This window comes from Bradyrhizobium barranii subsp. apii, from assembly GCF_011516635.5.
GTDB classification, from domain to species: Bacteria; Pseudomonadota; Alphaproteobacteria; order Rhizobiales; family Xanthobacteraceae; genus Bradyrhizobium; species Bradyrhizobium barranii.
Genome location: NZ_CP096255.1, coordinates 6,919,693 through 6,944,085, shown reverse-complemented (window position 1 = coordinate 6,944,085; position 24,393 = coordinate 6,919,693). Strand labels below are relative to the sequence as shown.

Annotated in this window: 26 protein-coding genes; 23 read left to right on the top strand and 3 right to left on the bottom strand. The window is 63.6% G+C overall.

Annotation, left to right across the window (positions count from 1 at the left end):
* Nucleotides 1-18 precede the first annotated feature (18 nt).
* Entirely contained in the window at nucleotides 19-3,441 is a 3,423-nt protein-coding gene (locus tag HAP41_RS33420; protein WP_166090584.1) for a VCBS domain-containing protein, read from the bottom strand.
* A gap of 371 nt (nucleotides 3,442-3,812) precedes the next feature.
* On the opposite strand from HAP41_RS33420, the gene HAP41_RS33415 reads away from it, so the two are divergent.
* The 23 genes from HAP41_RS33415 to HAP41_RS33305 all read left to right on the top strand — a co-directional run bounded on the left by HAP41_RS33415 (nucleotide 3,813) and on the right by HAP41_RS33305 (nucleotide 22,345).
* Complete coding sequence (locus HAP41_RS33415) at nucleotides 3,813-4,505, top strand: FecR family protein (RefSeq protein WP_166090587.1); 693 nt, start codon at nucleotides 3,813-3,815, stop codon at nucleotides 4,503-4,505.
* 105 nt (nucleotides 4,506-4,610) lie between these two features.
* On the top strand, nucleotides 4,611-5,423 hold the full coding sequence (locus HAP41_RS33410; RefSeq protein ID WP_224580676.1) for a tetratricopeptide repeat protein: 813 nt from the start codon (nucleotides 4,611-4,613) through the stop codon (nucleotides 5,421-5,423).
* A gap of 36 nt (nucleotides 5,424-5,459) precedes the next feature.
* Nucleotides 5,460-5,654, top strand: a complete 195-nt coding sequence (locus HAP41_RS33405) for a hypothetical protein (RefSeq protein WP_166090597.1) — start codon at nucleotides 5,460-5,462, stop codon at nucleotides 5,652-5,654.
* 318 nt (nucleotides 5,655-5,972) lie between these two features.
* Entirely contained in the window at nucleotides 5,973-6,545 is a 573-nt protein-coding gene (locus HAP41_RS33400) for a hypothetical protein (RefSeq protein WP_166090599.1), read from the top strand.
* A 6-nt stretch (nucleotides 6,546-6,551) separates the two neighbouring features.
* Entirely contained in the window at nucleotides 6,552-7,604 is a 1,053-nt protein-coding gene (locus HAP41_RS33395) for a phage baseplate assembly protein (RefSeq protein ID WP_166090601.1), read from the top strand.
* Entirely contained in the window at nucleotides 7,604-7,792 is a 189-nt protein-coding gene (locus HAP41_RS33390; RefSeq protein ID WP_224580677.1) for a hypothetical protein, read from the top strand. Before HAP41_RS33395 ends, HAP41_RS33390 begins: the two co-directional genes overlap by 1 nt.
* An 86-nt stretch (nucleotides 7,793-7,878) precedes the next feature.
* Nucleotides 7,879-8,322, top strand: coding sequence for a hypothetical protein (locus HAP41_RS33385; RefSeq protein ID WP_224580678.1), 444 nt, complete (start codon nucleotides 7,879-7,881; stop codon nucleotides 8,320-8,322).
* Between the two features lies 1 nt (nucleotide 8,323).
* Nucleotides 8,324-8,911, top strand: a complete 588-nt coding sequence (locus tag HAP41_RS33380) for a phage GP46 family protein (RefSeq protein ID WP_166090612.1) — start codon at nucleotides 8,324-8,326, stop codon at nucleotides 8,909-8,911.
* 42 nt (nucleotides 8,912-8,953) lie between these two features.
* The gene (locus HAP41_RS33375) at nucleotides 8,954-9,208 is read left to right on the top strand and encodes a hypothetical protein (RefSeq protein ID WP_248577133.1); all 255 of its coding nucleotides are present in this window, start codon (nucleotides 8,954-8,956) and stop codon (nucleotides 9,206-9,208) included.
* On the top strand, nucleotides 9,205-10,059 hold the full coding sequence (locus tag HAP41_RS33370) for a baseplate J/gp47 family protein (protein ID WP_248577132.1): 855 nt from the start codon (nucleotides 9,205-9,207) through the stop codon (nucleotides 10,057-10,059). Before HAP41_RS33375 ends, HAP41_RS33370 begins: the two co-directional genes overlap by 4 nt.
* Nucleotides 10,060-10,089: 30 nt before the next feature.
* Nucleotides 10,090-10,776, top strand: coding sequence for a hypothetical protein (locus tag HAP41_RS33365; RefSeq protein WP_166090622.1), 687 nt, complete (start codon nucleotides 10,090-10,092; stop codon nucleotides 10,774-10,776).
* Nucleotides 10,766-12,115, top strand: coding sequence for a hypothetical protein (locus tag HAP41_RS33360; protein WP_166090629.1), 1,350 nt, complete (start codon nucleotides 10,766-10,768; stop codon nucleotides 12,113-12,115). The genes HAP41_RS33365 and HAP41_RS33360 overlap by 11 nt, the downstream gene beginning before the upstream one ends.
* An 18-nt stretch (nucleotides 12,116-12,133) precedes the next feature.
* Nucleotides 12,134-12,715: a DUF4376 domain-containing protein gene (locus tag HAP41_RS33355; protein WP_166090633.1), complete on the top strand. Its 582-nt coding sequence runs from the start codon at nucleotides 12,134-12,136 to the stop codon at nucleotides 12,713-12,715.
* A 73-nt stretch (nucleotides 12,716-12,788) separates the two neighbouring features.
* The gene (locus HAP41_RS33350) at nucleotides 12,789-14,225 is read left to right on the top strand and encodes a glycine-rich domain-containing protein (protein ID WP_166090637.1); all 1,437 of its coding nucleotides are present in this window, start codon (nucleotides 12,789-12,791) and stop codon (nucleotides 14,223-14,225) included.
* 55 nt (nucleotides 14,226-14,280) lie between these two features.
* Nucleotides 14,281-14,499, top strand: a complete 219-nt coding sequence (locus tag HAP41_RS33345; protein ID WP_166090640.1) for a DUF7940 domain-containing protein — start codon at nucleotides 14,281-14,283, stop codon at nucleotides 14,497-14,499.
* Entirely contained in the window at nucleotides 14,500-15,003 is a 504-nt protein-coding gene (locus HAP41_RS33340) for a lysozyme (RefSeq protein ID WP_166090645.1), read from the top strand.
* Between the two features lie 3 nt (nucleotides 15,004-15,006).
* Complete coding sequence (locus HAP41_RS33335; RefSeq protein WP_166090650.1) at nucleotides 15,007-15,453, top strand: hypothetical protein; 447 nt, start codon at nucleotides 15,007-15,009, stop codon at nucleotides 15,451-15,453.
* Between the two features lie 122 nt (nucleotides 15,454-15,575).
* On the top strand, nucleotides 15,576-15,884 hold the full coding sequence (locus tag HAP41_RS33330) for a hypothetical protein (RefSeq protein WP_166090654.1): 309 nt from the start codon (nucleotides 15,576-15,578) through the stop codon (nucleotides 15,882-15,884).
* A gap of 29 nt (nucleotides 15,885-15,913) precedes the next feature.
* Nucleotides 15,914-16,309 carry a C40 family peptidase gene (locus tag HAP41_RS33325; protein ID WP_224580679.1) on the top strand — a complete coding sequence of 132 codons (396 nt, stop codon included), beginning with the start codon at nucleotides 15,914-15,916 and terminating at the stop codon, nucleotides 16,307-16,309.
* A gap of 265 nt (nucleotides 16,310-16,574) precedes the next feature.
* Complete coding sequence (locus HAP41_RS33320; RefSeq protein ID WP_166090660.1) at nucleotides 16,575-17,186, top strand: hypothetical protein; 612 nt, start codon at nucleotides 16,575-16,577, stop codon at nucleotides 17,184-17,186.
* The gene (locus HAP41_RS33315; RefSeq protein WP_166090665.1) at nucleotides 17,126-18,040 is read left to right on the top strand and encodes an O-antigen ligase family protein; all 915 of its coding nucleotides are present in this window, start codon (nucleotides 17,126-17,128) and stop codon (nucleotides 18,038-18,040) included. The genes HAP41_RS33320 and HAP41_RS33315 overlap by 61 nt, the downstream gene beginning before the upstream one ends.
* Before the next feature lie 222 nt (nucleotides 18,041-18,262).
* Nucleotides 18,263-22,027, top strand: coding sequence for a tetratricopeptide repeat protein (locus HAP41_RS33310; protein ID WP_166090667.1), 3,765 nt, complete (start codon nucleotides 18,263-18,265; stop codon nucleotides 22,025-22,027).
* 81 nt (nucleotides 22,028-22,108) lie between these two features.
* A complete protein-coding gene (locus HAP41_RS33305) occupies nucleotides 22,109-22,345 on the top strand; it encodes a hypothetical protein (RefSeq protein ID WP_028148501.1) in 237 nt (78 codons plus the stop codon).
* Nucleotides 22,346-22,507: 162 nt separating this feature from the next.
* Here the strand turns inward: HAP41_RS33305 and fliP are convergent, their stop codons facing one another.
* Together fliP and HAP41_RS33295 are read right to left on the bottom strand one after the other, a co-directional pair.
* Nucleotides 22,508-23,263: a flagellar type III secretion system pore protein FliP gene (gene fliP / locus HAP41_RS33300; protein ID WP_063982286.1), complete on the bottom strand. Its 756-nt coding sequence runs from the start codon at nucleotides 23,261-23,263 to the stop codon at nucleotides 22,508-22,510.
* On the bottom strand, nucleotides 23,260-24,237 hold the full coding sequence (locus tag HAP41_RS33295; RefSeq protein WP_166090673.1) for a flagellar biosynthetic protein FliO: 978 nt from the start codon (nucleotides 24,235-24,237) through the stop codon (nucleotides 23,260-23,262). Before HAP41_RS33295 ends, fliP begins: the two co-directional genes overlap by 4 nt.
* Nucleotides 24,238-24,393: the final 156 nt, after the last annotated feature.

Sequence of the window (24,393 nt, the reverse complement as noted above, 5' to 3'; positions counted from 1 at the left end):
CCAGTTGCCCTGCGGACATCACACGATCAGATCGTGCGGCACGTGGGCGTGAGCTGAGCCTGCGCCGTGAGCCGGATCAATATGCGGCGGGGACGGCTCAGGCATCGACGCCGCCCTGAATCCGTGGACGACGCCAGCATGTTCGTGATGATCGGACGGGTCCGAAGGATCGTCCCATCCTGCGCTGAGCTCTGAATGGTGGCCATGCACAGCGCCATCCTTGATGGCGTAGGGTTCGACCGCCGTGTGCCAGGGCGCGGGCGCAATGTCACCCGAACCGTCAGAGCCGTGCTGCTTGAAATGAAATGAGTCCCCGAGGTGAACAGAAGCAACTCGAGGAAGATCGTTCTCGGCTATCGGCTCCCCATGATGATGCTCGCGCAAGTGATTTTCGTGGCGTGACGTCTCGATGGAGTCTGGGCCGGACTCGACGCTTGGGTCGACCGTGGACGGTGCGACCGGGCCGCTGTCCTTGGCGGCCACGCTCTCTGGAGCGGGCGCGATCTCCTTGCCGTTGTCGAACGGTGTCAGCTTGTCGAATACGAACCTATTCTCCGCGACTGCCGTGGAATGAAGCTGGTGGACGGGCTGCACGTGGCTCACCGCGGAGGCCACGTTCCCGCCGGCGGGGGCGTCCGATCGCGTGTTCGTATCGTCGGGCTGAACGAACTCGGTGTGCCTGACGAGGGCAATCCGGTCGCAATCGGCATCGAACCTGCACCCGCTCGCCTTCGCAGCTTGCCCGGGCCCGTCTCCGTCGATCAGGGCGGCTCGCTCATGGACGATTTCGCCTGATGAGGGGCTGGTCGCCGTCGTCGGGCTACCGGCCGCGTCGTTGTCCGCGCCCGGTTCCAGATTGGCCGGCGCGGCTGCCATCGCATGACCCGACGTTTCCAGCGCGAGCATGAAATCCGACGTCTGGACGGTGGAGAAGCCATCGAGATGGATTTCCACCAGACTGGAATCGCCGATGCTCAGGCTTTGATCCGTCGGATTGACGTACACGATGGTCTGGTTCGCCGAGCTGTCGTAGAGCCAGGCGATCGTATGTGCGGGCACCGTCGTGCTGGAGGGGTCGAGTGCCAGAACGGAGAGGGTGAGCGCGCCGAGCGCTATCAGGTCGCCCCGCTCAGAGTCTGCCTTGAAACCAGAGATGATATCAGGGCGCGCTGCACTGGAATTCGACGTCGAGGCAAAGACGAAATGATCGTCTCTGGAGCCGCCGGCAAGAAGGGTCTGTTCGTGCCCGTCGTGAAAGGTGTCGCGACCGCCGTTTGTACCGATCTTGCCATGATCCGGACTTTCGCCGGAGGCGCCGATGCCATCCGTGTTCGCGTCATGAGTGCTCGCAGCCACCGTCGGACCGGCGGCAAAAGCTCTCGCAGCCGCATTGTCTTCGGGGAGCGTGGCGGCGTGGGGCGGATCGGCGGCATCGAGAGCTGCCGCGTGGCCGAAATGGTCGCGATCGTCGGCGCCGTGGATTGTGATGGCTATGGTCTGTTCCGTCCCATCGATGGTCGTGACCGTGAAGGTGTCGGTCAAAGTCTCGCAGGAAGGAAGCGCCTGCACGGCACAGTTGGCGGTGTCGAGCGTGTAGGTCCACACACCGGCGGCAGTCATTGTGAAAGTGCCGTAGCCGCCCGCGCTCCGTGTCGCACAAGTGACCGGCGTGAATGTATTCGGCGCGTTGTCGACGTCGGTGTCAGTCAGTCTGCCGCTCGCCGTCGGCTTGCCGTGTTCCCTGCAATCGGGCTCGGTCACCGAGCCAGTGATGCAGCCGTGGATAATGGCCGGATCGTTCGTGCCGTGGATGGTGATCGTCACCACCTGCGCGGTGCCGTCGATGGTGGTCACGGTGAAGGTGTCGGTCAGGGTGTCGTAGACGTTCAGCGCCTGGACGACGCAATTGGTGTTATCGAGCGTGTAGGTCCAGACGCCGTCGGCCGTCATCCGGAAGCAGCCGTAACCGTGGTCGCTCGCCCTGGGCGAGGTCACCGGCGTGAAGCTGTCGGGAGTATTGTCGACATCCGTATCTGCAAGCTTGCCGGTCGCGGTCGGAGTCCCGGGCTTCCAACATGCGGCTTCCGTCACGGTGCCGGCCGTCGTCCCGGAAATGATGGCAGCGTCGTTGGAGCCGTTGATCGTGATGGTAATCAACTGCGGGGTGCCGCCGATGCTGGTCACCGTGAAGGTGTCGGTCAGCGTCTGGCCGACGTTCAGAGCCTGCACTGCGCTGTTGGATTGATCGAGCGTGTAGCTCCAGACGCCGTCGGCGGTCATGGTGAAAGTGCCGTAACCGTGTGCACTCTTCGTCGGGGAATTGACGGCCGAGAAAGTGTTGGCGGGGTCGTCGACGTCGATATCCGAAAGCTTGCCGGTTGTGACAGGTGGGCCGGTTGTGACAGGTGGGCCGGATGGGGCATTGGCGACGCCGCCGGATTCGATTGACAAGCCGGTCGTCGTGCCGGAGATGATCGCCGCGTCGTCGGCTCCGTTGATGTTGATCGTGAAGGCCTGTTGAGCCGAAAGCGATCCGTCGGACACGGTGATCACAAAGCTATCGGTGGTCGGCGTCTTCAGCGCGTTGATCGCGCCACTGTTGGGAACGAAGGCATAGGCGCCAGTCGAGCTGTTCAGATAAAGCGTGCCATAAGAGCTGGCCTTCGATACGTCGTAGATCGCTCCCTCCAGCGCGGTAGCGCCCGTAGCGCCTCCGCTGATGCCGAAAGTCAGCGCGGCGCTGGAGCTGCTGGCGCTGAAGGTTCCCCTCGTTGCGGCGAAGACGTCGAACGCGACCGTGTCGAGTTCAAGCGGGCCCGCCTGCACATTAAAGATCGGCGGCGTCCGCACGGGTGTCACGGGTGTGATGATGTCGGGCACCGTGACGATGATCGGCTGCAACGGCAGCAGTGCGCTTGGCGCCGCGGGCGCTATGAAATTGATCGGCTCCAGCGGCAGAGATTCGACGAACGGAGGCGTGCCGGACCCGTTCTTGCCAAATCCCTTCGAGAAATTTTCGAGCGCCTCCTGCTGGGCCACCCGCAGCTCCTCCATGCGGGTCGCGCTGTTGTCGAGCTGATTCACGGTAAGCCCGGAGCCGACCTTGCTCAGCACGACCGTTTGTCCGGGGTCCTCGACGATGATGTGCCGCGGGGTTGGTTCCTTGGTCGTGAGCTCGAAGGTGCCGTGTGCAAAGTCCTTGTATGTAATCGTATCGTCGTCCAGGAACGTTGCGTTCGGGTCTGCGGCCCTGACCTCCTTGATCATCGAGAAGAGCAATGCCGTGAGCGACAGCATCCCGAAACGGCCGGCAGAGGCTCGCTCATGAGATTGAATAGCGGGTACATCAGGAGGATTGCTCTTCGCCGTCTTCACGCGGCGATGCAGGCCCGCAGCGGCTTCGCGCTCGCCCCCGTGCTCTGCAGTGGACGTGACGGCCATTTTTCAACCTCGATTGCCCTAGCGGTCGGCCTCAGGCGTCGCCCTATGCCGCCGCGTCTTGGCCGGCTTGCCGCGTCACGCGATCGGGAACAATTTTGTGCCGGCAACCTCAGCTATGCCCGCTAAAAAGTTGTCGTTTCTGAGAATTCCGCCCAGGCTGATCACGGCAGAATTGCTGACGTTTCGCCCGACGGTACCGCTTTCAGCGCTAAAAGCTGTTTGAAATTGCCTGGCGCGGATAGTGACTCTTTTGGACACGGCGATCAGCCATTCGGATTACCCCGGAATAACCATTTTGGCTGTCGTGGTTTGCTGTGGCTGGTCTGCCATTATCCCCGATGGCTTTCGTCGGCCCTGTCGGAGCCGTTCGGATGCTCGAGGATCATATCTTCGAAAAGGAGGAAGCCATGGGCACTCGTGCAGCGATTGTTCTCGTGGCAGGTCTCGTCCTTGCGCTGGCCGCTTCGTCACCCCGCCCGGTTCAGGCGCAGGACGATTCCCCGCGACGTGCCGTGCTGGACTCGTCATCAAAGCCAATCGGGAAAGTTGTGACAGCCGATGGCTCGGTCACCATCGAGCATGCGGGCGCCGCCATTGTTCAGGCAAACGTCGGGGGCGAATCCATCCAGACGAAGATCGGTGATCCCGTCTATTTGGGCGATTTGGTTCGAACCGGTGCCGACAGTCGGGTCGGCATCAACTTTGTCGATGGAACTTCGTTCAACTTGTCGAGCAACGCCCGCATGACATTGGACGAATACGTCTACGAGCCGGGTGGAAAGTCCAATTCGACAGTCATCAACCTGACCAAGGGTACGTTCGTTTTTGTTGCCGGCCAGGTTGCGATGACCGGCGACATGAAGATCGAAACGCCGGTCGCGACGATGGGCATTCGAGGCACCACACCTCACGTCGAAATCTCGGACGACGGAACCACCAGGTTTTCCACTCTGATCGAAGAGGGCAAGAACAAATATACGAAGAAGCCCGGCGCTGCGGGGACACGCCAACCCGAGCAAAGGGCCGAGCAAAGGCTCAATCTGAACATCTGCCGCGGCTGCTAGAGAATTGGTCCCAGCCGGTGCAATCGCCAGATCTCGGAAGATCGGGAGCCTGACATGAAACCAGGATCCTCCGTTGCCGAAGGCGGACTGGCGCTTGTCGTCCTGATGCTGGTCGGCTTGCCGGTCGCGGCCCAGAACTCCGGGGTGAAGGACAGCTATCTCAGCAATATCGAACTGTGCAACGGGACGGGTACCACCTCGCTCGATGTCCGGATCGGTGCCTGCACGACTTTCATACAGGCGCGTCCAGATTCGACGGCAGCTCTGGCAATCGCGTATAACAATCGCGGTAACGCCTACACGGCAAAGGGCGACTACGACAGCGCCATCAGCGATTTCGATCAGTCGATCGCACTCAATCCGACATACGCAAAGGCCTTCAACAACCGCGGCGTGGCTCACTTGAGGAGACGCGAATATGAGCTCGCGATCGAAGCCTTTGATGATGCGATCAAGCTCGATCCCGGCTGTGGCGCTGCCTTCGTCAACCGCGCGGGAGCCTATCTGAAAAAGAACGACCACCAGCGCGCGGCGCATGATTACGACGAGGCAATCCGTCTCCAGCCCGCCTCGCGGGCGGCATGGAGCGGACGATGTTGGACCAGGGCGGTTCTCGGTGCCTCGCGAGAAGCGCTGGCGGATTGCGACAGAGCGCTTCAGTCGGGATCGACCAGCGCTGCCGTGTACGACTCGCGTGGGCTGATCCACCTGAAGATGGGTGAGTTCGGTGCCGCGATCGATGACTACAATTCTGCCCTGCGAGCCGCCCCGGAACTGGCGAGCGCGCTTTTTGGCCGCGGGCTTGCCAAGCTGAAGCAAGGCGATGCGATCGGCGGAAAATCTGACATTTCGACTGCAAGGACAATTCAGAAGAACATCGGCGACGAGTTCGCGCGTTATGGCGTCGATTACGACTGAGTTGGCCCGGTGAGGCGGAACGAATCGGAGGTGAATATGGATGCAAGGTTCGCGCTCATTCAGGCTCACGACGATAGCATTCGCCGCTATCAGCGGTTGTTGAACACACAGTTGACCGATCTCGAGCGTGAGTACATCGAGAGCCGAATCTCGGAAAAGCGATTGACCTTGCAGTCAATTCGCGAAGCGCGAGGCAAGTTGAATGCCTTGCCGGCCAATCGCGGGGGTTGATTGGCATTCCTGACGGGTGCGGGCTACGGGGTGTTAACGCCTCCTTAACCACTTGCTCTCCAGATTCGAAGCACGAACGCCCGAGCCCGCAAGCAGGCGTCGCGACGCACTGTGCCGGGTGAATTCGTCATTACAGCATTAACAAGTCCTTAGCGGGATAGGCCGCTAAGCTATTGATATCATATGGTCAGTGTGCGCCCTGTGCGCCCGGGCCGGCGCACAAGCCGCCGGCGTTTACCGCGAAGCCAGTCCCGTTGTTCGCCGTTGAGCGAAATGCAAGCTTCCGCGATCAGTTCGCGATCCTGCTCCGTCGGCTCTGTGCCAGTCCACAGCCGCCAGCTGGCGATCGGAAAGCCAGCGGCGCGGGCCGGCTTCGAAGCGCGCCAAAAGGCCCGCCGCTTCCCGGCGCGAAGCGAATGCCAGCGAAGGCCGTCGATCCCATCCGTCATTCCTTCTTCCCCCTATCCGACGCCAAGCCGGCGGGCCGCGGCGCTGAACGACGCCGCAGCCAAACGGCTTTTGTTGCTCGCGGCGGTAACAGCCTATTGCGAAGCGGTCGCCCGGGTAACGCTGACCGACCGTCAATCCGGGATCACGCTGCGCGGGAATGTTGCGGAGTACATCGAAGCCATTCTGGAATTGATCCCGCCGGGAGAAATCGACCTGTTCCACGCGGTTGCAGCGCTGCGCGACGCGACGATCGAATACCTGTCGCGCGCAGTCCTCGACCTCGCGCCGGTCGTCACCGTCGAAGCAAACCTGTCCATGCCGTCGCTGTTCTGGGCATGGCGGATTTACGCCGACCCCAATCGGTCGGCCGAATTGGTTGCGCGTAACATGATCCCGCATCCGTCGTTTATGCCGACGGAATTCGAAGCGCTGTCGAAGTAGGTCGTCATGGGGATCGAAGTCGTCACCATCACCGCAGGCGGCGGTAACTGGACCGCGTTTGAAGAAATCAACGTCCACGCCGCATTCAACAAGGCCGCGCGGTCTTTCTCGATGACTATCGCGGCTGAACTCGGCGGGTCTGCAACGAACGCGGTATTCGCTGTAGGAACGGAGGTCACTGTTTCGGCAAACGGCGACCTTCTTCTGACTGGCTATGTCGACAGCCGCGAACCAAGCTTTGCAGCGAGGCGAGCAATTATCGATGTCTGCGGCGCATCAAAATCGGCGGACCTTGTCGACGGCAGCGCCGAACATGAAACCGGCCAGTTCGAAAACAAAGACCCGCTTGAAATCGGGCAGGAGATTTCCAGCAACTACACCGCCAAATTCGAGACTGATCAGCAGCTGGAAAAGGTCGAACAGTATCAGCTGACGCCCGGCGAAACGTGCTTCCGCTGTGTCGAAAAGCTGGCGCGTCAACAAGGCATGACGATCACGGGCACGCCGGAAGGTAACGCCAAGATCACGAAGGCGAACGGGCAACGCCAAAGCGGCGGGCTGATCGAGGGCGTCAACATTCTCGCCGGTACCGCTCACCACAACGGCTCAAACCGCCATTCGAAGATCGTCGTCCGCGGACAGCGCCCGTTCGGCCACGGCGACGACAATCTGGAAATCGAGGCGGAAGAACAAGACAGCGCGGTCAAGCGCCATCGTGCGATCGTCATCATCCAAGACGAAGACACGACGAAGGATCGCGCGAAGAAGCGGGCGAAGAACCGGAAGAACCGCGCCGCCGGTAACGCGCTGAAGGCAACGATCCTGACGCAAGGCTTCCGCGATGACGGCGGCATGCTCTGGACGCCGGGTTATTTGGTTTGGACCGAAAGCCAGTTCCTAGACATCGCGCAGGACATGCTGATCGAAAGCGTCGACTACCGCCAGAACGACAGCGGCAGCATCGCGACGCTGAACCTTGTCGACCCGCGCGCCTATGACGGGCAGGGCGGCGGCGGCGGCAAGGGCAACAAATCCGGCGGCGATTGGGACATGGGCTGATGTTTTACGAGCACGAAGACGGCATTCGGTCGACGACGCGCCGCGCGCGCGTCGTGAAGGTCGACGACAAGAAAAGTCAGCAGCGGATCGACCTCAAGGGGTTGAAGAACGAAAAGCCGAAGAAAATCTGGCGGCCGCTGGACTTCGGCTTACGTCGGTCCCGCCGGCGGATAGCGACGGCTATCTAATCCAGATGGGCAGCCGATCCGATCGGACGCTTTACCTCGACGGCGGTCACGAGAAATACCGCCCGAAGAAGACGCCCGAAGGCTGTATGGCGATCTTCAATCAGTTCGGCGACATCATTCGCGTCTTCAAGGAGAACGCCGACCTTGTCCATCAGAAGAAGGTCAATATTCGCATCGGCCACGGTTACGCCGCAGGCGAAAGCGGAGACGGCGGCGGGGACGAAGCCGGCGGCGAGGAAGGCGGCGACGACGCCCCCGACGACGAAAGCGGCAAGGACGAAAAGACGATCTCAATCGTCATGGACGGCGACAATGTCGTCATCACCTTCCAGCAAGCCAAGATCACTTGGAACGAAGAAAGCCTGACGTCGGAATTCGACGACGCTTCGGTGAAGCTGGAAAGCGGGAAGGCGACGGTTACGGCGCCGACGGTCGTCGTCCAAAGTCCCGACATCAATCTAGGCGGCGAGGGCGGAACGCCCATCGGCCTTTGCGGCGGCGGCTGCTCAACCACAACGAAGGCGATCTGACATGGCTTCGCTACGCGTTCGCATCAATGAAGGCGCGCAGGCGCAGCCTATTCTGCTTTGGGATAGCGTATGGTCGCCTTGGCGCGGTCAAGCCGATTGGGCGCTTGCGGCCCCCGACGAACCGCAGAACCGCGGCGGGCTGCAAGCAAAGGCCGCGCTGCATACCGCCGTCATCATTTCGCTGTTCACCGACAAGCGTATCCCGAACGATCATCCGCTGCGCTATCTGGTCGAAGACGGCGACCCCCGCGGCTGGTTTGGCGACGGCGAAGACGTCCGCGCCGAACTCGGCGAAACCGACATGGGTTCGCTTCTCTGGATTTTCGAGCGGTCAACCCTGACCGAAGTAATCCGGCGATGGGTCGAAGCGATCGCGTTGGACGCGCTCGCGCCGCTGATCTTCCAAGGCGCCGCGGTCCGCATCGAAGCGCAGGCGACCGCCGAATTTGCCTTCAACCGTTGCGACCTCGCAATCCAGATTTACGGACGCGACGGAACGCGAGCATACGACTACCGCTTCGATGACATTTGGCAGCAGACCGTCACGTCACCGAAAGCGGCCACCTTCCGCGACAACCCGCCGGATTAAGGGGCCTCCGCAATGTTTGCACTTCCGACACTGAAAGACCTGATGGAGCGGACGCGCCAGTCGTTCCGGGCGAACCTGAAGGGCTCGGACGCGTGGGTCTGGCCTAACAACGTCTACGCGTCAGCGAAGGTTATCGCCGGCAGCATCTACGAATTGTTCGGGTTCGCCTCCTATATCGAGAAGCAGATTTTCGCGCACCGCGCGCCCGATCTTGAAAGCCTGACGTTCCACGGCATCGAATTCGGCATCCCCCAGAAGCCGGCGCGCCGGCGTCAGGAAGTGTCGTCTTCACCGTGACCGACAACGTCGCCGTTTTGACCGGCGCGATCCTGCGCCGAACGGATGGCGTCGAACTGATCGTCAGCGCCGGCGGCACGCTGGCGACGTCTGGAACGCTGACGGTCCCGGTCGTGGCAGCGACTGACGGGGCGGCGACTAACACGGCGGGAAATACGCCGCTCGAAATCGTTTCCGGCGTGACGTCGACAAGTACGACGGCGCCGACCTGCGCGGTCGACGGCGACGGCCTGTCCCTTGGCGTCGACGTCGAAGACATGGAAAGTTATCGTGCTCGCATCCTGTTCCGGAAGCGAAACCCGCCGCATGGCGGCAACGCCGCGGATTACGTTGATTGGACCGGGCAGGTCGCCGGCGTGTCGTTCTTTCTGGATCGGCCGACGGTCTATGTCGAAAGGCTATGGCAGGGCGCCGGCACGATCCGCGTTTTCCCGCTGATGTACGATCTTTATCCGAACGGCATTCCGTCTGCCGCCGACGTTCTGCGGGTCGCGGCTTACATCGAAACGGTTCGGCCGGCCGGCGCGAAGGTGACTATCGCCGCGCCGCAGGCTGTCCCGGTCGACATTACGATCGCCGGACTGTCGCCGAACACGTCGGAAGTTCAGGAAGCCGTTTTGGCGGAACTGCGGGATACGTTCTTCCGGCTGTCTCGCCCGGCTGGAAACGATGACGCCTTTGGCAGCATGCCATATCTGGCCTCGCCGTTTTCCTTTTCGCTGTCGTGGATTTGGCAGGCCGTCGCGAACGCGACCGGAGAACAGCGCCATCGGATCGCGTCTCCTTCAGCAGATCAGGCGCTTCTGTCCGGCCAAATGGCCGTCCTCGGAACCGTCACCTTCATCCCCTAATCAGGCAATTCATCAATGCGATGCCCAACCTTGGACGATGTAACGTCCGGGGTGCTTTCGCTGTTGCCGCGCGGTCGCGCGTGGCAAACGAACGAAGGCGCCCCGATGCCGGGACAGGAAATCGGCTTCTCGCCGGATGCATTCGACGGGGATGCATACTCCGCCACCCGGACGACCGTCAGCATTCTCTATCAATACTGGCGGTCCTACGCAGTCGTTTTGCACTACCTGACGCAGCGTCTCTGCGACCTGCGGATGGAATTTTGGTGCCAAAGCGTCAAAGAAACTCGCGACGAATGGATGGTCGAATACGGTCTTCCGGACGATTGCGATCCCTTCCCGGACCTTTGTACGAAGGTCGCCGCGATCGGCGGGACGCGCTGCGAATACTATCAGGCGGTCGCGGCGCGATCCGGCTGGTCAATCGAATGTAACGAAGAAATCGGCTTCTGCGGCTCTCGTGCCGGAGGGCGGGCCTTCGCCGGCCGCGCTCGCGCCGGCCGTGTCGTCGGCGCCGCAGCGCTTCGCATCATCGTTCACCTAAACGAAAGTTCGGCGTTCCAGCCGCGCGGCCGTTACCTCGCATCTCGCGCCGGCCGCATGCGCGCCGGCCGTCGCGTTTCCTGCGGCCCCGATCTGTCGCCGCTGAAATGCATCCTTTCCCGCATCGTTCACGCTGAAATCCAGCTAACCTTTGAGGCTTCAAATGGCACTTGATCTTTTCGGACCGACCGTCGGCGCTGGCGGCGTGACTGTTCGCCCGTCTGAAACGCGGGCGTTTACTGCGATCGACACTTTCTTCCGCGATTGTTCGTCGCCTGACCTCGACGACGGCACGGAATTTTCGGCGGCTTGGTTCAATGAAGTCACCGCAACGCTTCGCGCCCTTGCGCGTGCCAACGGTCAGACGGCCGGAAGCGTCGACATCGTCACACAGGACAACGCCGACGACAGCATTTTGGTTCGGGCCGCGCAGCACCTGATCCAGCGCGGTCTTGTCAGCTACGGCGAAGACGCCTCCGTCACGGCAAACCAAATCACCGCCGCGCTGACGCCGACGCCGGCGGAATACAAGAAAGGCATGCGGTTCTATATCAAGGCGGCGAACATCAACACGGGCGCGGCGACCGCGAATATTAGCGGCCTTGGTGTTCTGCCGATCGTCCGGCGGGACGGTTCGGCGCTTCTTTACGGCGATATCGTCGCTGGCGGGATCGACTGCTACATTTTCGATGGAACTAAGCTGCAATTGCCGTCGGCGCGCGGGCGCCCGCAGCTGGTTTCCAATTATGATTTGTACGTCAATGGCGCGATCGGCAACGACGCAAACGACGGCATTTCGAACGTTGCGGGTCACGCGCTGGCAACCATCCAGCAAGCGATCAACATTGCGTTCAGCTACGCGCCGTCTCAGTTCGCTATTACCATTCACATCGCCGACGGCACCTATGCGCCGTTCCAGACGCCCGGCTATGCAGGTCCGAACATTATTGTCGTCGGAAACACGGGCAATCCGTCCGCCGTTGTTGTGCAGAACCCGGCCGGGACATCTCATTGCGTGACGGTGACGGGGCCGAACACAATGTCTGTTTCGTTTGTCAAGGTCGTCAACCTTGGCACTGCCGCCGCCGGCGGGTTCGTCGTGACCGGTTCCGGCGCGACGCTCAACACTAGCAACACGGTCAGCGGCACCATTTCGACCGGCGCGGTATTCGAAGCGTACGGCGCTGCGAACCTCAACATCAACGGCGCTCATAACTTCGCGGGCAACTGCTCGGAAGCGCTCTGGGGAATGCTGGACGGTATCATCAGCGTCGCAACCGGCATCAACTTGACCGTCAGCACGCCGATCACTTGCGGCCTTGCCTTTGCTTACGCCGCGATGGGCGGCAAGATCACGTTCGGCCCGCCGAATGCGACCATCGTCAACCCGGGCAACGTCACCGGCAAGCGGTATCAGGCAGACAACTATGGCCTGATCAATACGAACGGCGGCGGCGCAAGCTACCTGCCGGGCACCATCGCCGGCTCCGCGTCCAACGGCCTTTACCTCTAATCCGGAAGGATCATCCGCATGCAATTTGAACCCCGTAATTGGTATTGGGCCGTCGGCGGCGCTGTCGACAAGGTCTATTCCAGTCAGCGAAACACGTATGTCCCGATCGCCGATGCGGACTTCGTTGCTTGGCTCGCCGAACGCGCCGCGGCGACGAAGATCGCCAGCGAGGCGGAAATCTGGCCGTATGTGTCTGATCTTCTCCCCGCATGGCTGTTCGACGGGACGACCTTCGCGCAGCCGACGGCGACGACATACAGCCGCCCGCAGCTGAAGGTCTACGCCGCAGCGGTCCGTTACGACAAAGAAGTCGGCGGGATATCCGTGGGCGGAATGTCGGTCAGCACAGATCGCGTAAGCCAATCGATGATTAACGGCGCATACAATATGGCCGCTCACGACGCGTCCTTCACGACGAAATGGAAAGCGGAAAACGGAAACTTCACCCCGTTGGATGCTCCGACGATCATCGCTCTGGCGGTAGCGATTGGTCAGCACGTCGCGGCCTGCTTCTCCACGGAAGCCGACGTCGTCGCGCAGATCGACGCCGGAACGCTGATTTCTATCCCTGAAATCAACGCCGCCTTTGCGGCGATCTGATCCATCCACCCAAAACACTGCCCCCGCAAGCCCCGGCCTAAAGCCGGGGTTTTTCATTTTCGGAAAGCAGCCCATGCCTGTTGATCACGAATTCCAGTCCGGCCGCGCCGACAACGGCGACCCCGGCGCAATCCAGCCGTCGCATTTCAACGCAACCCACAGACTGACGGGGATGCTCGCCGTCCTCGACACAGTGGCGCCGACGCCTAACGTCGTCCTCACGCTGGACGGCAGTTCCAACCTTGTCCTTCAGCCGACGGCGATTTTCGCGCCGGTCTACTCGCCTCAGTTTGCTGGCGTGCCTACGGCACCAACGCCGGCGCTAGGCACCAACAACACTCAGCTTGCGACGATGGAAGCGCTGCAAGCCGCCATCACCGCCCTGATTGGCGGGGCGCCCGGCGCGCTCGATACGCTGAAAGAACTGGCGGACGCCATCAACGACGACGCCAGCTTCGCGGCGACGGTTACTGCGGCGCTCGCAGTCCGCTTGCGCGTCGACGCTGCGCAGGGCCTGACCACGCCGCAGAAGACGCAAGCGCTCGCAAATCTCGGCGTGATCCTCGGCGTCGCCGCTAGCAACGTGCTGCAACTCGACGGATCGGCACGCATCCCGGCGGTTGACGGCTCGCTGTTGACTAACATTCCTTATGCTTCGCTGACCGGAAAGCCGACGCTCGGCACCGCCGCGGCGCTCAACGTTGGCACCGCCGCAAGCCAAGTAGTGCAACTCGACGGCACGGCGAAGCTGCCGGCCGTCGACGGTTCGCAACTGACCAACGTCACGCCGGGCGCCGGCGCGGTGCGCTACGACACTGCGCAAGGTTTGAGCGGTGCGCAAAAGGATCAGGCGCGCGTCAATGCCGCGGCATTCGGCGTCATCCGTCGTACCGTTTTCACCGCGACCGGAACATGGACGCCAAATGCAAACCTTATCTATGCCGACGTCGAAGGCGTCGGCGGCGGCGGCGCGGGCGGCGGCATTCCAACCATCAGCACATCAGTCGGAAGCGGCGCTGGCGGCGGTCAGTCTGGGGATTACTCCCGTTCAATCATCAGCGCTGCAACGGCTGGCGCGACGCAGGCTGTCACGATCGGCACGGGTGGCGCAGGCGCATCTGGCGCCAACGGCGGCCAAGGCGTGGATACAAGCGTTGGCGCCCTCGTTGTGGCCAAAGGCGGCGGCGGTGGAGCGGTCGCCGCAGCAGGAAACCAAACCGTCGGCGCGAGTGGCGACAATCGAACGGCTGGGACGGGCGACTTCAAGGTCAACGGGGGCGGCGGCGGAACGGGTCTCGGCGGCTCTACTCAGCTTTGCGCGGGCGGATCGGGCGGCGCGAGCTTTTTCGGTAGTGGTGGGCCGGGACAGGTCGCCTCGGGTGGGGGCGTTGCGGGCATCGCCTACGGCTCAGGCGGCGGCGGCGCGGCCGGCATCAACGGCGCTGTCGCATCGGCTGGCGGCAATGGTGCGCCCGGCGTCGTGATCATCACCGAATACTGCACGAAATGACCAAGGGGCCGCCAATTCTGGCGGCCTTTTTCGCGCCTGGGAAAGGGAAAGGCAAATGCGACTGATCGACGACTGGCACAGCAAATTGTTGCGGCTGCATTCGATGCGCGCGGCGATCGGCGGCGCCGCATTTTGGAGCATGGTCGGCGGCGCGATCATGGTCTGGCCGGCGCTCGCCGACAAAATTCCCGTCGGCGCTTACGTGATCGGCGGGATTGTCTTGTCCGCGGCGTTCGGCGTCGCGCGTCTTCTCAAACAGCCGGGGGCTGAATAGATGGCTATCACCAAAAAACACGTTGGACTTTCCGCAGCTGGCGCTGTGCTCGCCGGCGTGCTCGTCTCGCATTGGGAGGGCATGAGCACGGTTGCCGAACATCTCCCATTCGATCCGCCGGGCGTCGTGACCGTCTGCGGCGGCATCACCAATTACGATTGGCCTTGGCTGAAGGTCGGCGACGTCGTTCCGAAGGAAGACTGTCAGAAGGCGCTTCAGGAAGCCGCCGAACGTTACGCCGACAAGGTCGTCGTTTGCGTCCCGTCGCTGCCGACTATGCCGCCCCACCGACAGGCGGCGATTGCTTCGTTCGCCGTCAATCTTGGTCCGGCGAAGGTCTGCAATACGTCGATCGGCCGCGACCTCAACGCCGGGCGCGTCAAAGAAGCCTGCGACGCAATGGTCAAGTACGTCAACGCGAACGGCGAATTCCTTCAAGGCCTCTACAATCGCCGCACAAATGCCATGTGGGGCGAACGGCCTTGGTGCCTGCGGGAAGATTGATCCATGCTCGCAGCGCTCGCCCGACTGATCGGCGTCCCGCCGATCGCCATTGAAGCGGTAGTCTTCGGGCTGTTGCTTCTCGCCTTCGCCGGCGCCGGCTTCAAAATCTATGACGCCGGGTTCGAGGCGGCCGACAGCAAATGCGAGGCGGCCGCCCTTCAATCACAGTTGGACGCGGTTCAGAAGGATCGCGACGACGCGCGAGCGGCTGCGGCCGCTGCATCCCTGAAACTTGCAGCGTTGGAAGCGAACGCCGACGTCGAAAAAGGAAAGACCGCCGATTATGTTGCTGAACTGGAAAAACGGCCTGCGCCTGACAAGTGCGGCCTTACTTGCGACGACCTGCGCGGCCTGCGCATCGCGTCCAAGTCATGTCCCGCTGACCCGCGACCTTCCGCCGGCGCCGGCATTCATGGCGCCGGTCAAAGACCCTTCGGCAAGGCTCAGTGACGACGCCCGGGCGCGGCTTGCCGTGACCCGGGACGCGCTGAAGGAAGCGAACGGCCGGCTTTCCAGTAGCCGCGATTGGTATGACGGCGTCCGCGATCGGGCCGCAGGCGAAGGGCAGGGCAATGGAAGGGATTAACTGGACGATCGTCATCGCGGCGGCGTCCCTCGAAATCGTTCTGATCACGACAGCTTGCGGCGTCGTCTGGAAGCTGTCGCGGTCCGAAGTCGCGCTTCGGTCTGAATTCGAAGAAAAGTTCCGGTCGCTATCGGACAAGGTCTATCAGGTCGAAATCTGGGCACGCGACGAATTCGTTCGGAAGGGCAGTTTCGAACTGGTCATCGGCCGAATGGAAAAGTCGATCGAAAAGATCGGCGACAAGATCGATGCGAAGTTCGACGAACTGACGAAGCGCATCCACTCCAAAACCTAACCTCTTAGACACCTTCGGAGCATTACCCGATGAAGCGATCCATGATCGCGGCAGCGCTCGCGCTCGCCGTGTTTTCTGCCATGCCGGCGGAAGCCCGTCCCCGGCACCACCACCGGAACCATCATCGCCACGTCGCCGCCGGGCAGCCGGCGGAATGCGCCGGGATTGCTTGGTGCGGTTGCTGGCTGCGCCTGAAGCTGGGTATCCGTGACCCCCGGCTGAACCTCGCCCGGGCATGGGTACGCGTTGGAACCGCCGCCAGCGGCCCCGGCGCCGGCGTAATCGCCGTCTGGCGGCATCATGTCGGGATCATCACCGCGGACCTTGGCGGCGGTCAGATCATGCTTCTGTCCGGCAATGACGGTCACGCGGTCCGGGAGCGGCCGCGGCCGACGCGCGGCATCATCGCCTATCGGCGGGTCTGATGCGCTGGACCCGGACCGACGTCGAAATCCTTCTGGCCGCGACCTTCGCCGTCCTGCTCATCAGCGGCGGCGCGGCCCTTCGCTGGCTCTGGCTGGCGACACACTGAACCCGTGGGGTGCCCTCCGCGGTAGCGCCGGCCTCGCCGGCGCGCCTCCCTAGACTTCGCCCCCGCTTCCGGCTTCGGCCGGGGCGGGGGCTTTTTTCCGTTTAAGGGCCTTCTTGTTCGCCCCTCGGTTGTTGGGTAGGTTGCGCCCGCAATCGGGGATGGAAGCCGTCATCTTGCAATATCGGAAATTTATCGCGCCCGGTCTGGCTATCGCCTTGATCATGGCGTCAGCGCCCGTCGTCGCCCTGAAACAGCCGGACTATCTGCCAAGCCATCTCGCGCAGGCGGTCGCCGTCGCGGTCGGATTTGGCTATTTTTACTGGTTCCAGCTTTGGAAAGCGTACCCGGATCGGTTCCAGCGCGCTTTGCTGATCCTCGCCTTCGCCGCGCCGCTGGACAACCTCTTGGCGATCAAGGCCATCCGGAAAACCCTGATGGACGGGAATGTCGCGCTTGAAGTGTTCCGGCCCGTTCTTCTGTTGCTCATCGCGTCAGCGATCGGAACCGCGATCCTGCGGCCGCCGAAACGGCCATCGCCGATCCTGACCGTCAGCGCGGCGCTTGCCTTGGCTAGTTGGATCGTCAGCAGCGCGGCTGCGACCGATCCGGCCTATGGCTGGCGCGTGGGTTCTTCGAAATCATCATCCCCTTTGTCGTCGTCTATGCGTATGCCGCGAACGCGACAGATCGCGCCTTCCTCGTTCATGCCGTGTTTCTTTTCTGCTTGGGCTTTGCCGTCGTCGCGCTCAGTCAGTCGGCGGCCATCCTGACGGTCAATTGCTGCGCGCTGACTGCGGAAGGCTTCCTGATGGACAAAATGAACCTTGATCTTATGCGCGTGGCGGGCGGCAACGGTTACGGCAACAGCGTGAACTTTATTGCGGGCTGGGTCGCTATTTTGCCCCTCGCCGCCGGCGCCCTCTACATCTCGAAGGACTTCGCGAAGGCGAAAATCGCCCTTCTGTTTTTTCTCTGCTACGCCGGATTGTTGGTCTATTCCCGCGCGGGATTGATCTTGGCGCTGATCGGCCTGCCCGCGGCGGCGGTTATTCTGTCTATCGCCAAGGGGAACGTTCGATGGGCCGTTCCCGCCGTCGTCGCGTTCATTATCGCCGTCCATCTGCCTTCTGGCGGCTGGAACTACTATGCGAGCGGCGTCGGTTCGTTCTTCGGCGCGAATGCTGGCGAAATAGACAAGCCGACAAGCGGCGATAGACTGAACAAATCCCTTCAGGATCAATCTGGGGCAGACCGGGCCGCAGCCGTCAGGACGGGCATCGCAATCGCAAAGGCAAACTGGCTAACCGGCATCGGGACCGGCATTTACGCGCGGATCGAACCCGAATTCACGTCGCCGCATTCCATGCTGATCCTACGCCTAGCGGAGAACGGGCTTCTAGGGCTGATATCGATCCTTATCCTGTTCGCGTTCGCGCCGATCGCTGTCATGCGGCAATGGCATCGCCGCGACCCGCTTGCGTTGTCCGCGGCGATATCGGCGACATGCTTCGCCGTCTATGCCGCGGCCTTCGGCGCGGCGTTCTCGGATGGGGGTCTTATCCCTTGGGGCATGGGGTTCGGGCTAGCGCTGTCCTGCCTTGCAATTCAGCCCCGGAAGCCCTGAAGCGACCGCGCCGGCCCGGCGCACAATCTGGCCGGAAGCGCCCCCACGCGGACCCGCACAAAGGCCGAACCCCGGGGCGCACATGAGGGCGCACAGCGACCGGAAGCGGTTAAATTTCAATGGGCTGACGTTAACAAGTCCTTAATTGGCAAAACCTACAGTCGACGGCACGGGCCGGCGCCAGTGCCGGCATGGACCGCCGAATTGGAAGAAACGCCGCCAATGGCGCAGAAGGCTGCCGCTGGATTTATGTCGCGAGCCCGCGCTTTGGCGCAGGGGCTGTCGCGTCACGTCCGCAAGGCACCCGTGGTGGCGGCCTGCCTGCTCATTGGCCTCGGTGCGCCCGCCCGCGCCGCCGATGTGGTCCGGGGCGAGGCGACTTTCTCGGCCGGTGGCGGCTTTGCCCGTCTGGTGATCAAGCTCGGCGAGGACGTTCCCTCCGAGGTGACGACGGCCGGCTCCATTCTCATCATTCGCTTCGACCGGGCGGTCGACGTTCCCGTCGATCGCGTTCCGGAAGGTGCGCCCGACTACGTTAATTCTGCCCGCCGCGATCCCGACGGCAGCGCCATCCGCCTGTCGCTGGCGCGGCGCGTCACCGTCAACACCATGAATGCCGGCGAGCGCACCTTCATCGATCTCTTGCCGGAGGGCTGGAAGGGGCCGCCGCCAAGCCTGCCCATGGACGTGGTCAAGGAACTGGCCGAGCGTGCGCGTGTCGCCGAACGTGCCTTGCGCGCCCAGCGCGCCGCTGCCGAGACTAAGAAGCGACCGCAGATCCGCGTGCGCGCCTCGGTGCAGCCGACTTTCGTGCGCTTCGTATTCGAGATGCCCGACGGCGTCGGCGTGTCCTCCGTGCTCAACGAGCAGAAGCTGACGCTCGCGTTCAATGCCGGCCTCAATTTCGATCTGGCGGACGCCGTCGTCGCCGCGCCCCCGAACGTCGCCTCGATCAAGCAGAAGTCCGACAGCGACCAGACCAGTGTCGAGATCGCGCTGATCGGCGATTCGGACGTGCACTCCTTCCGCGACGAGAAGAATTACGTCGTCGACATCTCCTTCCAACCCGACAAGGGCAAGACCGCCGCGACGGCTGAGGCGGTGATCGCGCAGGCGAAGCCTGCGGCCCAAGGCCATGGACCGACTCCGGAAAAGCCGGCGGCCGAGAAGCCGAAGGAGGTCCATCGCGAGATCGCGCCGCCGACGTCCGAGACGATCGCGCGCGAAGCCAAGATCGAAGCCAAGATCGAAGCCAAGATCGAAGCGAAGCCCGAGGTGAAGCCGGAAGCTCCGGCGGCGATGCCGCCGGTCGAAGCACCGAAGCCTGCGCCGGCTCCCGCGGCTGAAGCACCGCATGCTGCGGAACCGCCCAAGGACGTGTCGAAGCCTGCGGCGCCGGCAACGGCAACGGAAGCTGTGGTCGCGCCCGTCAAGCCCGCGGTGTCCGAAGCGCCCAAGGAGGTCGTCAAGGAGGCTGCGAAAGAGCCGGCCAAGGACAGCGTCAAGGCCGCACCTGCCGAGGCGCCGGCCGCGCCGCAGCCCACCGTGGCCAGCGTCGATGTCCGCCGCGACAGCGATGGCTTGCGCGTGATCTTCCCGCTTCAGGTGGCAACGCCTGCGGCGGCGTTCCGCCGCGGCGACACCGTGTGGCTAGTGTTCGATACGCCGAAGCCGATCGATGTCGAGGCGATCCGCAGCCGGGGCGGTGCGATGATCGGCGAGGTCAGCCGGATGCCGCTCGACAAGGGACAGGCTGTCCGCATCCGTCTCACCCGGCCGCTGGTCTACTCGCTGACGAGCGAGGAGGTCGGCAAGGAGACCAATTGGCTCCTGACGCTCGCCGACAAGATCCAGGCGACGCCGCTGCCGCTGATGATGTCGCGCAACATCACCGACCCCGCGCTCGCCAATATCGCGATCCCCTTCGCCAATCCGGGCCTGTTGCACAAGCTGACCGATCCCGACGCCGGCGACACGCTCTATGTCGTCACCGGGCAGCGGCCGGTGCGCGGCTTCATCAAGCGGCAGGATCTCGTCGATCTCTCGTTGCTGGAATCCGCGCACGGCATCGCGATCCGGCCGAACTCCGACGAGGTCGGCGTCGAGGTCGGATCCGACAAGGTCATTCTCGGCAAGAAGGGCGGACTGACGCTGTCGCCGGTCGATATCTCCGCCGAGCGGGCACCGACCGCGGTGCGGCCGGTCTTCAGTCCGGAAGGCTGGCGCAAGGGCCAGTCGGAGGATTTCTGGACGCGCCAGGGCAGTCTGATCACGGCGATCGCGGCCGTCGAGCCGGCGCAGCGCTCGCTGCCACGGCTCGATCTCGCGCAGTTCTACATGTCGCGCGCCATGTACCACGAAGCCAAGTCGGTGACCGACCTGATGCTGGCCGATCCCCTCAACAAGGAGGAGAGTGGCGCGCTGATCATGCATGCGATCGCGAACATCTTGATCGGCCGGCCAGCGCAGGGCTTGAAGGACCTCGCCAATCCCGTGATCGGCAACAGCCACGATTCCCAGCTCTGGAAGGCGCTCGCCTATGCGCGCCAGGGCAAGTGGGCGGATGCGCGCGAGAAGTTCAAGAACGTCGAATTCGCCATCGCCTCGCTGCCGATCGACATCCAGCGCATCGTGACGATGGAGGCGATGCGCGCCTCGCTCGAGGTGAAGGATTATGCCGGCGCCTCCAAGCGCCGCAGCGAGATCGAGGTGGTCGGCATATCGCCAGAGGCGGCGCCCGGCTTCGCCGTGCTGCGCGGCCGGCTCGCCGAGGCGCTCGGCCACGACAAGGACGCGCTCGACGACTACAAATTCGCGGTCGCCTCGAACGATCGTCAGGCGGCGGCCGAGGCCAAGCAGCTCGAAGTAGCGCTGCGGCAGAAGCGCGACGAGATCAGCAAGGAAGACGCGCTGCGTGAGCTCGAGACGCTGTCGATGACCTGGCGGGGCGACTCGATCGAGGTCAAGACGCTCCAGATGCTGTCGCAGATATATGCCGAGAACGGGCGCTACCGGGACGCGCTCAGGGCGGCGCGCACCGCGACAAGGCTCCAGCCGAACGCCGAGGCCTCGCGTCAGGCGCAGGACCTCGCCTCCGACCTGTTCACGCAGATATTCCTGGGGCCCAAGGGCGACGAGCTGCCGCCGGTCGAGGCGCTCGGGATGTTCTACGAGTTCCGCGAGCTGACGCCGATCGGCCGCCGCGGCGACGAGCTGATCCGCCGACTCGCCGACCGTCTCGCCTCGATCGACCTGCTCGACCAGGCCGCCGAGCTGTTGCAGTACCAGGTCGACCATCGCCTCGAAGGCGCAGCCCGCGCCCAGGTCGCCGCGCGCCTGTCCATGATCTACCTCGCCAACCGCAAGCCCGACATGGCGATCTCGGCGCTGCGCGCGAGCCGCATCAGCGATCTCTCCGGCGAGCTGCGGCAGCAGCGGCTGCTGCTGGAGGCGCGCGCGCAGAGCGACGTCGGCCGCCACGATCTCGCGCTCGACATCGTCTCCAACGTCTCCGGACGCGAGGTGCTCCGCCTGCGCTCCGACATCTTCTGGGCGGCGCGGCGCTGGCGCGAATCCGCCGAGCAGATCGAGCTCTACTACGGCGACCGCTTTCGCGACTTCAAGCCGCTCAACGCGGTGGAGAAGAGCGACATCATCCGTGCCGCCGTCGGCTATGCGCTCGCCGACGATTCGATCGGCCTGTCGCGCTTCCGCGAGAAATATGCGCCGCTGATGAGCGAGAGTGCGGACCGGGTCGCGTTCGACATCGCGAGCAAGCCGGCAGCGTCCTCCAGCGCCGAATTCGCCGAGATCGCCAAGCTCGCTGCCAGCGTCGACACGCTCGACGGCTTCCTGCGCGAGATGAAGCAGCGCTTCCCCGACGCAACCGCCCGCGCGCCGGCCTCGCCGCAAGCCAAGGACGAGGCCGACCACACCGGCTCGCTGCCCACGATCCCCGTCGTGCGGCAGATCAAGATGACGCGGTAGGAACCCTGCTACTACGAGGCCTCTCGACAGGTGCCCGTTGAAGCGGCAACCTGCGCGTCTTCATGCCGGGAGAGCGTCGATATGAGCAAGCCTGCCAAGACCGAAGCCGAACTCATCGCCATGGCGCGGGCCGAATTGAAGGTCCATGCCGATGGTCCGGATGACCTCGTCATCTCGATCGTCCGCGACGGCGATAGCTGGGAATTCCGCGCCGATGCCGACCAGGCCGCGACGGATAAGCCGGGCTTCCCCGAAAGCGTCGCCATGCTGGTGCAGATCGGCGATCACCTCAGCAAGCAGTATGACGTGAAGGGGTAGGGGCGCTGTCGACGCCGTCTCACTGTACGCCACGTTCTCGGTGTCATCGCCCGACTTGATCGGGCGATCTAGTATTCCAGAGGCCGCAGTGATGAAATCGAAAGGCCGCGGCGTACTGGATGCCCCGGTCAAGCCGGGGCATGACGGCGGATGGAGCCGCAGCTATCCGCCCCCGTAACTCTGCACCAGGCTTCCCGCCACCAGCGACCAGCCATCGACCAGCACGAAGAAGATCAGCTTGAACGGCAGCGAGATCGTTGCGGGCGGCAGCATCATCATGCCCATCGACATCAGCACGGAGGCGACGACGAGGTCGATGATCAGGAAGGGGAGAAACAGCAGGAAGCCGATCTCGAAGGCGCGCTTCAACTCGGAGATCATGAAGGCGGGGACGAGGATGCGAAGCGCGAGGTCATCCGGCGTGGCCGGCGGCGGCTCGCCCGAGAGATCCAGGAACAGCTTGAGGTCCTTCTCGCGCACGTTCTTCTGCATGAAGCCGCGCAAGGGGACGGAAGCGCGCTGGAGTGCGTCCTCGACGCCAAGCTGGTTGGCGACGAGCGGGCGGATGCCTTCGTCGTAGGACTTCTGCAGCACAGGTCCCATCACGAAGAAGGTGAGGAACATCGCGAGCGCGATGATCACCGAGTTCGGCGGCGCGGTCGCCGTGCCCATCGCGGTGCGCAGCAGCGACAAGACGACCACGATGCGCGTGAATGACGTCATCATGATCAGGATCGACGGCGCGATCGACAGCACCGTGAGCAGCGCGATGAGCTGGATCGCGCGCTCGGTGACGCCGCCCCCCTGACCGCCGAGATTGATGCTGATGTCCTGCGCATGCGCAGGCATCGCGAGCGAAGCCGCGGCGATCAGGACAGAAAGAAAAACAACTCTACGCGGGAGGGCCGGCAGCCTCACGAAGACGGCTTCGGACGGCCGAGCAGCGAGGCCATCTCGTCTTCGAGATTTTCAAAGCTGGTCTTCTCCGCGGCCGGCTTTGCGGGCGGAGCCGGGGGGGCCGGCGGCTCGCTGCGTGCGGCGCGGGGCGGCGGCGGAGCGGGCGGCTCGGGCGCAACCGGAGGCGCGACTGTCTCGCCGGCGGGGCGGCGCAGCGCGGCTTCGAGCCGCTGCGCCATCTCGGCGAGATTCTGCTCGGCGTTCGAGGGCGCGGCAGGAGCGGGGGCCGGCGGCGGAACGGGCGGAGCCTGCGGCACGGGCGGGGGAGGCGGCGGCGCGGCCGCGCGCTCGGCGCGCACCGGGGGCACTTTCACCGGCTCGCTCTGCCGCGGGGGACGTGGCATCAGCGGAGGCTCGCTGCGGGCGATGCGCGGCGGAACCGGCTCGGGGCGTGCCTCGCGCTCGGGGCGCGGCGGCAGGATCGGCTCAGGCGGAAAGCCGGCCAGTGGCGGTTCGTTGCGGCGCTCGGCCAGCGCGGGAGCGGGCCGGCGTACCTCGTCGGCGAAGGACGGGCGCGGCCGCGGCGGCTCGGGCATTTGCGGTTCGGGATGATCGAGCAGTTCGGGCCGCGGAGCTTCGTCGGTCCAGCTGCTGGTATCGGGCATCGGGGCAAGGCGCGGCGGCTCGGCGGCATTGGAACGCTGCGGAAGCTGGTCGCGGCCGGGCGCGGCGCGCACGATATTGGGCTCGACGACGATGTCGGTGGGACCGCCAATCATCAGGAGATGCTCTACATTGTCACGCCGGACCAGCACCAGGCGGCGCCGGCCATCGACCGCGGCGGCATCGATCACGGCAAGCCGGGGCATCCGGCCGCGCTGGGTGTTGGCACCGAGCCGGCTGCTGGCGAATCGGCGAACCAACCATGCGGCGACGCCGATCAACGCCAGAACGACGATGAACGCCACGATGAAGGTGATTGGGCTGCCTTGCATACTTGTCCCCGACAAATGGCGCTTTTCTCGTGCCCATGGTCAGACGCGCCAACCATCGGCGTGGGATGCCCCAAACTGCGATTTCTTAACGTCCCACGGCAAGTTTTGCCGTCCCCAGCTCTTAATAACCTATGAATCGCTCGATCCAAAACGACT

Excerpts from the sequence above, each read along its gene's own strand:
- HAP41_RS33420 (WP_166090584.1), bottom strand. The coding sequence starts at position 3,441 with ATGGCCGTCACGTCCACTGCAGAGCACGGGGGCGAGCGCGAAGCCGCT.
- HAP41_RS33415 (WP_166090587.1), top strand. The coding sequence starts at position 3,813 with ATGCTCGAGGATCATATCTTCGAAAAGGAGGAAGCCATGGGCACTCGT.
- HAP41_RS33410 (WP_224580676.1), top strand. The coding sequence starts at position 4,611 with ATGCTGGTCGGCTTGCCGGTCGCGGCCCAGAACTCCGGGGTGAAGGAC.
- HAP41_RS33405 (WP_166090597.1), top strand. The coding sequence starts at position 5,460 with ATGGATGCAAGGTTCGCGCTCATTCAGGCTCACGACGATAGCATTCGC.
- HAP41_RS33395 (WP_166090601.1), top strand. The coding sequence starts at position 6,552 with ATGGGGATCGAAGTCGTCACCATCACCGCAGGCGGCGGTAACTGGACC.
- HAP41_RS33390 (WP_224580677.1), top strand. The coding sequence starts at position 7,604 with ATGTTTTACGAGCACGAAGACGGCATTCGGTCGACGACGCGCCGCGCG.
- HAP41_RS33385 (WP_224580678.1), top strand. The coding sequence starts at position 7,879 with ATGGCGATCTTCAATCAGTTCGGCGACATCATTCGCGTCTTCAAGGAG.
- HAP41_RS33380 (WP_166090612.1), top strand. The coding sequence starts at position 8,324 with ATGGCTTCGCTACGCGTTCGCATCAATGAAGGCGCGCAGGCGCAGCCT.
- HAP41_RS33375 (WP_248577133.1), top strand. The coding sequence starts at position 8,954 with ATGGAGCGGACGCGCCAGTCGTTCCGGGCGAACCTGAAGGGCTCGGAC.
- HAP41_RS33360 (WP_166090629.1), top strand. The coding sequence starts at position 10,766 with ATGGCACTTGATCTTTTCGGACCGACCGTCGGCGCTGGCGGCGTGACT.
- HAP41_RS33355 (WP_166090633.1), top strand. The coding sequence starts at position 12,134 with ATGCAATTTGAACCCCGTAATTGGTATTGGGCCGTCGGCGGCGCTGTC.
- HAP41_RS33350 (WP_166090637.1), top strand. The coding sequence starts at position 12,789 with ATGCCTGTTGATCACGAATTCCAGTCCGGCCGCGCCGACAACGGCGAC.
- HAP41_RS33345 (WP_166090640.1), top strand. The coding sequence starts at position 14,281 with ATGCGACTGATCGACGACTGGCACAGCAAATTGTTGCGGCTGCATTCG.
- HAP41_RS33340 (WP_166090645.1), top strand. The coding sequence starts at position 14,500 with ATGGCTATCACCAAAAAACACGTTGGACTTTCCGCAGCTGGCGCTGTG.
- HAP41_RS33335 (WP_166090650.1), top strand. The coding sequence starts at position 15,007 with ATGCTCGCAGCGCTCGCCCGACTGATCGGCGTCCCGCCGATCGCCATT.
- HAP41_RS33330 (WP_166090654.1), top strand. The coding sequence starts at position 15,576 with ATGGAAGGGATTAACTGGACGATCGTCATCGCGGCGGCGTCCCTCGAA.
- HAP41_RS33325 (WP_224580679.1), top strand. The coding sequence starts at position 15,914 with ATGAAGCGATCCATGATCGCGGCAGCGCTCGCGCTCGCCGTGTTTTCT.
- HAP41_RS33320 (WP_166090660.1), top strand. The coding sequence starts at position 16,575 with ATGGAAGCCGTCATCTTGCAATATCGGAAATTTATCGCGCCCGGTCTG.
- HAP41_RS33310 (WP_166090667.1), top strand. The coding sequence starts at position 18,263 with ATGGCGCAGAAGGCTGCCGCTGGATTTATGTCGCGAGCCCGCGCTTTG.
- HAP41_RS33305 (WP_028148501.1), top strand. The coding sequence starts at position 22,109 with ATGAGCAAGCCTGCCAAGACCGAAGCCGAACTCATCGCCATGGCGCGG.
- HAP41_RS33295 (WP_166090673.1), bottom strand. The coding sequence starts at position 24,237 with ATGCAAGGCAGCCCAATCACCTTCATCGTGGCGTTCATCGTCGTTCTG.